The sequence below is a fragment of the uncultured Methylobacterium sp. genome, assembly GCF_964242245.1.
Lineage (GTDB): Bacteria > Pseudomonadota > Alphaproteobacteria > Rhizobiales > Beijerinckiaceae > Methylobacterium.
Genome location: NZ_CAXTBY010000147.1, coordinates 1 through 7641, shown reverse-complemented (window position 1 = coordinate 7641; position 7641 = coordinate 1). Strand labels below are relative to the sequence as shown.

General features: G+C 71.1%; 7 protein-coding genes. 5 read left to right on the top strand and 2 right to left on the bottom strand.

All coding sequences use genetic code 11. The features are described 5' to 3' along the window. Window positions 1-315: 315 nt before the first annotated feature. Genes ACFE8Y_RS19725 through ACFE8Y_RS19715 form a run of 3 tightly spaced genes read left to right on the top strand, consistent with a single transcriptional unit; the run spans window position 316 to window position 2578 of the window. Entirely contained in the window at window positions 316-1182 is an 867-nt protein-coding gene (locus ACFE8Y_RS19725) for a glycosyltransferase (protein WP_375466073.1), read from the top strand. Then, window positions 1179-2258 carry an acyltransferase family protein gene (locus tag ACFE8Y_RS19720; RefSeq protein ID WP_375466072.1) on the top strand — a complete coding sequence of 360 codons (1080 nt, stop codon included), beginning with the start codon at window positions 1179-1181 and terminating at the stop codon, window positions 2256-2258. The genes ACFE8Y_RS19725 and ACFE8Y_RS19720 overlap by 4 nt, the downstream gene beginning before the upstream one ends. Continuing rightward, a complete protein-coding gene (locus ACFE8Y_RS19715) occupies window positions 2255-2578 on the top strand; it encodes a hypothetical protein (protein ID WP_375466071.1) in 324 nt (107 codons plus the stop codon). Before ACFE8Y_RS19720 ends, ACFE8Y_RS19715 begins: the two co-directional genes overlap by 4 nt. Here the strand turns inward: ACFE8Y_RS19715 and ACFE8Y_RS19710 are convergent. Next, window positions 2548-2799, bottom strand: coding sequence for a DUF3297 family protein (locus ACFE8Y_RS19710; RefSeq protein ID WP_375466070.1), 252 nt, complete (start codon window positions 2797-2799; stop codon window positions 2548-2550). The genes ACFE8Y_RS19715 and ACFE8Y_RS19710 overlap by 31 nt on opposite strands. A 38-nt stretch (window positions 2800-2837) precedes the next feature. Next, a complete protein-coding gene (locus ACFE8Y_RS19705; protein WP_375466069.1) occupies window positions 2838-3458 on the bottom strand; it encodes a CatB-related O-acetyltransferase in 621 nt (206 codons plus the stop codon). A gap of 54 nt (window positions 3459-3512) precedes the next feature. Here ACFE8Y_RS19705 and ACFE8Y_RS19700 point away from each other — a divergent pair, with 54 nt between their 5' ends. Together ACFE8Y_RS19700 and ACFE8Y_RS19695 are read left to right on the top strand one after the other, a co-directional pair. Next, the gene (locus ACFE8Y_RS19700; RefSeq protein ID WP_375466068.1) at window positions 3513-5843 is read left to right on the top strand and encodes an NADP-dependent malic enzyme; all 2331 of its coding nucleotides are present in this window, start codon (window positions 3513-3515) and stop codon (window positions 5841-5843) included. Between the two features lie 80 nt (window positions 5844-5923). Beyond that, window positions 5924-7369 (top strand): acetamidase/formamidase family protein, encoded by a 1446-nt coding sequence (locus ACFE8Y_RS19695; RefSeq protein WP_375466067.1) that lies wholly within the window; start codon window positions 5924-5926, stop codon window positions 7367-7369. The last annotated feature ends 272 nt before the right edge of the window (window positions 7370-7641 follow it).

Below are 7641 nucleotides of genomic sequence, written 5' to 3'. Positions count from 1 at the left end.
GCGAGGTGGTGCTGTTCCCGATGAACCAGCGCGCCGAGGACCTGATGATGGGCGCGCCCTCCGAGGCGACCCCGAAGCAGCTCCGCGAGCTGCACATCCGCCTGAACCTGCCCGAGAAGAAGGCGTGAGCGCGCGCGTCTCTCCCTCCCCCCACTGCGGGGGAGGGTGGCCCGCGCAGCGGGTCGGGAGAGGGGAGCGACGGTGCCGGATGCGGCGCTCCCTTCTCCCGACCCTCGCTGACGCGAGGGCCACCCTCCCCCGTAGAGGGGGGCGGGAAGGCGCGGCGCGCGTCCATTCGGGTTGACAGGGTCCGCCGTGCCCAACCTCGTCGCGGTGGTCGTCGCGCACGACAGCGCGGAGGCGCTGCCGGCCTGCCTCGCGGCGCTTGCGGTCGAGGGCGTGCCGGCCATCGTCGTCGACAACGCCAGTCGCGACCGCTCCGCCGAGATCGCCGCCGCCGCGGGTGCGGCCGTGATCCGCAACGCCCGCAACGAGGGCTACGGCCGGGCCAACAACGCCGGGGTGCGGGCGGCGCGGGCCCGCCGCGTCCTGATCCTCAACCCCGACGTGACGCTCCGCCCCGGCGCAGCCGAAGCACTGCTCGCCGCGGCGGCGGCGTGGCCGGAGGCCGGCCTCTACGCGCCGCGCATCGTCGAGCCGGACGGCCGCTTCTTCTACCAGCCGCGCTCGCTGCTGGCGCCCTACCTGACCAATCCGTCCGGCCGCCGCGATCCGCCGGAGGGCGACGCCTGCGCGCCGTTCCTCTCGGGCGCCTGCCTGATGGTCGAGCGGCGGTTCTTCCTGGACATCGGCGGCTTCGACGAGGCGATCTTCCTGTTCTACGAGGACGACGACCTCTGCCGCCGCGTCGCCGAGGCCGGCCGCGCCCTCGTCCACGTCCACGCCGCGGAGGTGCTGCACGGGCGCGGGCGATCGTCAGGCTCCGAGCCGGGTCGCGTCTTCCGGACGCGCTGGCATCAGGCGTGGTCGCGCGCCTACGTCGCCCGCAAGTACGCGGTGGCGGACCCGGTCCTGCCGGGGCTCCTCGCCAACGGGTTCAAGGCGCTCCTGTCCGGGCTCGCCCTGCGCCGGGCCGGGATCGAGCGCTACGGCGGCTCGGCGGCGGGTGCCTGGGCGGCCCTGCGTGGCCGCAGCGCGCTCGCCCGCGAGGGGCTGGAATGAGGCGCCCCCCGACAGTGGCCGAGGCGCTGGCCCGACCCCACAACGGGTTCTCGGCCCTGCGCCTCGCGCTCGCCCTGGCCGTGGTGGTCTCCCACGCCGCCAGCGTCGCGAGCGGGAACGCCCTCGACGAGCCGCTGGCGCGGGCCACCGGCTTCACGCTCGGCGAGCATGCCGTGAACGGCTTCTTCGCGGTCTCGGGCTTCCTCGTGACCATGAGCTTCGACCGCCGGGGCTTGCGGGACTACCTGCTCGCGCGGACCCTGCGCATCCTGCCGGGCCTCGTCGCCGCGGCCCTCGTCGTTGCCCTCGTGCTCGGACCGGCGATGAGCGTGCTGCCGGTACCCGAGTACCTGCGCGACGCGAACGTCTGGCGGTTCATCCGCGGCACGCTGACAACCTTCAAGAGCAACGCGGCGCTCCCCGGCGTCTTCCCCGGCAACCCCTATCGCAGTCCGCTCGGCACGGTCTGGACCCTGAAGTATGAGGTGCTGTGCTACCTCGGCGTGGTCGCGGTGGGCCTCCTCGGCGCCCTGCGCCGGCCGTGGCCCGTGCCCCTCGTCGCCCTCGGCTTCGCCGCGGCGCTCATGGTCGCCGACGCGCGGCATCCGGTCCTTCCCAAGGGATTGGAGACGGCCCTGCGCCTGCCGCTGATCTTCTCGGTGGGGGCCGCCCTTTACGCGGCCCGAGATCGTCTGCGGCTATCGGTGCTCCCGCTCCTCGGCCTCGGCCTCGCCTGCCTCCTGCTGCACGCGACGCCGCTCTACCGCGCGCTGCTGTTCGTCGCGGAGGGCTACGGCGCCGTCTGGCTCGCGCTCTTGCCCGGGCTCGCGCGCCCCGTCCTCGATCCGCCGGCGGACCTCTCCTACGGGATCTACCTCTACGGCTGGCCGATCCAGCAGAGCCTGCACGCGCTGTGGCCCGCGGCGGACGGCGCCCGGCTGCTCCTGCCGGCGCTGGTGCTCACGGTTCCGGTTGCCGCCGCCTCCTGGTACGGCGTCGAGCGGCCGGCCCTGCGGCTCAAGGCGCGGGCGCTCGGGCGGCGGACGCTCGGGACCATCGAGCCGGCAGGACCGTGACGGCGCTGACGCCGGCGGCGGCGCTGGCCCAGGCGGCCCGCCTGCTGGCGGGCCACGGCTTTTGCCAGGTCGCCCGCAACGCGCGGGGCGACAGCCTCTACCTGCGGCCGGAGGGCTGCGGCTTCGCCCTTCGCCTCTCGAACCACGCCCGCACGGCCAAGCAGCGGCAGCGACGGCAGGACGTGCTCGCGAGCCTCGTCATCACCGCGCCGCGCAGCCCGGATCAGGTTGCGGCGCTGGTCGCGGCGGCATTGCGCGACTTCGCGGCCGCGCGCGGCCGTCGCGAGGCTCAGGCCTCCGGCGCCGCGTCGCGGAAGTAGGGCTCGACCGGGCCCTTGAGCTTCACGGTCATCGGGTTGCCGGCGCGGTCCAGCGTCTTGCCGGCGCTGAGGCGGACCCAGCCCTCGCTGACGCAGTACTCCTCGACGTTGGTCTTCTCGACGCCCTTGAAGCGGATGCCGATGCCGCGCTCCAGCATGGTCACGTCGTAGAACGGGCTGTCGGGGTTGACCGCGAGGCGGTCGGGCGGGGTGTCGGACATCGGGCGGCTCTCGAAGGTTCGGTCCGCGGGTACGGGATTCAGACCCGGGACGCAACGGCGCGCGCGGCGGCGACCAGCTCCGCGATCCGCCCGCTCTGCAGCAGCGGCACCAGCCGCGTCACCTCGGCGTGCGACAGGTCCCACCACGCGCAGGCGACGAGGGCCTCCACCGTCGCCGCGTCGAAGCGGTGGCGCACGACGCGGGCCGGGTTGCCGGCGGCGACCGCGTAAGCGGGCACATCGCGGGTGACGACGGCCCGGGCCGCGACCACGGCCCCGTGACCGATCGAGACACCGGACAGGATCATGCATCCCGAGCCGAGCCACACGTCGTGCCCGATCGCCACGTCACCGCGGGCAGCATGATACTCGACTGGGGCGTCCGCGTCCGGCCACAGGCCGCCCATCGCCGCGAACGGATAGGTCGAGGCCCAGTCGAGGCGATGGTCGCCGCCGAGCAGGATCTCGACCTTGTCGGCGATGGAACAGTAGCGGCCGATCGTCAGCCGCCGGCCCGACTCCGGGAAGCGCACCTTGGGCCGTCCGTACGAGTAGGCACCGATGGAGAATCCGTAGGCGCGCGCGAGCTTGTCGAGGTGGATGCGGGTCTCGTTGTTCGGGTTGCGCCCGCTCCGCAGCCGGTGCAACAGGGCCTTCATGACGCAGCCGGGGTCACCCAGCCGCGTGCGCGCGTGATCCAGGGGGAATGGGCCATGGCCGACAACATGTCCGACGATCTCAAGTCCGGGGCGCTCGTGTATCACCGCCTGCCCCGGCCCGGGAAGCTGGAGATCCAGGCGACCAAGCCGCTCGGCAACCAGCGCGACCTCGCGCTCGCCTACTCCCCCGGCGTCGCAGCCGCCTGCATGGCGATCCACGAGGACCCGCAGGAGGCCGCGACCCTCACGATCCGCCAGAACCTCGTGGCGGTGCTGACCAACGGTACTGCCGTGCTGGGCTTGGGCAACATCGGCCCGCTGGCCTCGAAGCCGGTGATGGAGGGCAAGGCGGTTCTCTTCAAGAAATTCGCCGGGATCGACGTGTTCGACATCGAGGTCGACGAGTTGGACGTCGAGCGGCTCGTTGACGTGGTCTGCGCCCTGGAGCCGACCTTCGGCGGCATCAACCTGGAGGACATCAAGGCACCCGAATGCTTCGAGGTCGAGGAGCGCTGCCGCGCCAGGATGAACATCCCGGTCTTCCACGACGACCAGCACGGCACCGCGATCATCGTCGCCGCCGCGATCCTGAACGCGCTGGAACTGGCCAGGAAGCAGCTCTCGGACGTTCGCATCGTCACGTCGGGTGCGGGCGCGGCAGCGATCGCCTGCCTCAACCTCCTCGTGTCGCTCGGCGCACGGGCTGAGAACATCACCGTCACCGACATCAAGGGCGTGGTCTACAAGGGCCGCACCGAGCTGATGGACCGCTGGAAGGACGTCTACGCGCAGGAGACCGTGGCGCGAACGCTCGCCGAAGTGATCTCCGGCGCCGACGTGTTCATCGGCCTCTCGGCCGGGGGCGTGCTCAAGCCCGAATACCTCGAGAAGATGGCCCCTCACCCGCTCATCATGGCGCTCGCCAACCCCTATCCCGAGATCATGCCCGATCTCGCCCAGGAGAAGCGCCCCGACGCGATGATCTGCACCGGGCGCTCGGACTTCCCGAACCAGGTCAACAACGTCCTGTGCTTCCCGTACATCTTCCGCGGGGCGCTCGACGTTGGCGCACGCAGCATCAACGAGGCGATGAAGAAGGCCGCGGTCCGGGCGATCGCGGCACTCGCGCACGAGACCACGTCCGACGTGGTCGCCCGCGCCTACGGCGGCGAGGCCCGACCCTTCGGCCCGCGCTCGCTGATCCCGAGCCCGTTCGACCCGCGGCTGATCCTGCGCATCGCGCCGGCCGTCGCGAAGGCCGCCATGGAGTCCGGCGTCGCCGGCCGGCCGGTGGCGGATCTGGCCGCCTACACCGAGTCGCTGGACCGCTTCGTCCACCGCTCGGGCTTCATCATGAAGCCGCTGTTCACCAAGGCGAAGGAGAACCCCAAGCGCGTGATCTACGCCGAGGGCGAGGACGAGCGCGTGCTCCGCGCGGTCCAGGCCATCGTCGAGGACGGCGTGGCCAAGCCCATCCTCGTCGGGCGCCCGCGGGTGGTCGAGACCCGGCTCAAGCGCTTCGGCCTGTCGATCCAGGAGGGCCGCGACTTCGAGCTGATCGATCCCGAGGACGATCCGCGCTACCGCTCCTACGTCCAGACCTACCTCGACGTGGCCGGACGGCGCGGCATCACCCCGGAGGCGGCGCGCACGCTGGTTCGCACCAACACCACGGTGATCGGTGCGATCGCCGTGCGCCGCGGCGAGGCCGACGCGCTGATCTGCGGTCTCGAGGGCCGGTTCGAGACGCGCCTGCGCATCATCCGCGACGTGATCGGACTGCTGCCCGGGGTCACGCAATGCGCCGCGATGAGCCTGATCGTCACGAAGAAGGGCGCCTACTTCCTGGCCGACACCCACGTGCGCCAGGACCCGAGCGCCGAGGAGATCGCCGAGCTCGCGGTGGCCTGCGCCGGCCACGTCGCGCGCTTCGGCATCACGCCGAAGATCGCGCTGCTGAGCCACTCCGATTTCGGCCAGTCCGACACCGCCTCGGCGATGAAGATGCGCACCGCCCTCGGCCTCATCGGCGAGCGCGCCCCCAACCTCCAGGTCGACGGCGAGATGCAGGCCGATTCCGCCCTGTCCGAACTGGTCCGCGACCGCGTGCTGCCGGGCTCGCGCCTCAAGGGCGTGGCCAACGTCCTGATCTTCCCCAACCTGGACGCGGCCAACATCGCCTACCAGTTCGCCAAGGTGCTGGCCGACGCGCTGCCCGTCGGGCCGCTCCTCATCGGCCCGGCCAAGCCCGCCCACATCCTGACGCCGTCGGTGACCGCTCGCGGCATCGTCAACGTCACCACCGCGGCGGTGGTCGAGGCGCAGGCGGCAGGCGGTTCCAAGCTCGACTCGGCCGAGGCCGGCGCCGGCATGCTGTCGGAGTAGGTCGCCCGTCGCATCGGGAAGGAGCTTGGCAATATCCTTGCTTGCCAGCGGCCATCACGGGTGATGGGGAGCGACGAGCGATGTGCCAGGGTGACGATCCGAACTGCGCCGCCTTCGCCGAACATCGCCGCCGCTTCCTCGGCGACCTCGCGCCCGAGCGCCGGGCCTTCCTGAAGAGCGGGTTCGTCGCGACCGGAGGCGCCGCGGCGCTCGCCGCCGGCGGCCTCTCGCTGGTGACCCCCGCGCTGGCGCAGACGAGCGCCGGGCGCGGCGCCAAGCAGCCGGGCCACCAGTTCCTCGCGGCCAACGCCGACACCGTCCACTGGGGTTATTTCAGCAAGAACCTCAAACCCCAGGTCGAGATCGCGTCCGGCGACTTCGTCACCATCGAGACGCTGACGCATCAGGCGAGCGACGATGCCGAACGGATGATCCAGGGCGATCCGGGCGCCGAGAGCGTCTACCTCTGGACCAAGGACAAGAAGGGCGTCGCCCGCCGCGGCGCGGGCCCCGAGGATTCCAAGCTCGGGCCCGGCGGGGGCCTCGGCGTCCACATCTGCACCGGCCCTGTGGCCATCCGCGGGGCGGAGCCCGGCGACGTGCTGGAGGTGCGCATCCTCGACGTGGCGCCGCGCCCCTGCGCCAACCCGAAGTACAAGGGGCTGGCCTTCGGCAGCAACGCCGCCGCGTGGTGGGGCTACCACTACAAGGACCTGCTCACCGGCGACAAGCCGCGGGAGGTCGTGACGATCTACGAGGTCGACGCCACGAGCACGCGCGACTGGGCGAAGGCGGTCTACAGCTTCAAGTGGCCGGGCGTGACCGACCCGAACGGGATCGAGCACCCGACGATCGACTATCCGGGCCTGCTGGTCGATCACACCAAGACGACCCGCACCTACGACGTGCTCAAAGGCATCCGCATCCCGATCCGGCCGCACTTCGGCACGATGGGCTTGGCGCCGGCCGAGGCCGACATGGTGAACTCGATCCCGCCGAGCTACACCGGCGGCAACATCGACAATTGGCGCATCGGCAAGGGCGCGACGATGTACTACCCCGTCGCGGTGCCGGGGGCGCTGTTCTCGGTGGGCGACCCCCACGCCAGCCAGGGCGATTCCGAACTCTGCGGCACGGCGATCGAGTGCTCGCTCACCGGCACCTTCCAGTTCGTCCTGCACAAGAAGGCCGATCTTGCCGGCACTGCCCTGGAGGGCCTCGACTTCCCGATGATCGAGACGCGCGACGAGTGGGTGCTCTCCGGGTTCAGCTACCCGAACTACCTGAAGGATCTCGGGCCCGACGCCCAGAACGCGATCTTCCAAAAATCCTCGATCGACCTTGCCATGCGCGACGCCTTCCGCAAGATGCGCCAGTTCCTGATGCACGCGAAGGGACTGACCGAGGACGAGGCGATCTCGCTGATGTCGATCGCGGTGGATTTCGGCATCACTCAGGTAGTCGACGGCAACTGGGGCGTCCACGCCATCGTCAGGAAGGCGATCTTCGCCGAGCGCGCTGCTTGAGGTCGCGGTCGCCGCGCTTGTCGGTCGTATCCCACCGATCCGTGCCCTCAAGGCTTGGCGCTGACGATATTACCTTCCTGAGCTCGCCTCCACCGATGGCTGACAGTCCAGATGACGCGGAGGAGCTCGCCGGCAAAGGTCGGCGGCGAAGGGTATCAGATCATCGGCGCACTCGCCTCTACGGCGCGCTTACTCGACCATCCGAAAGTCATCCGCGCGCTCGACGACTTCGGTTATGAGCAGTGGCGGAAGCCGGGCGCCGAGATCCTGCC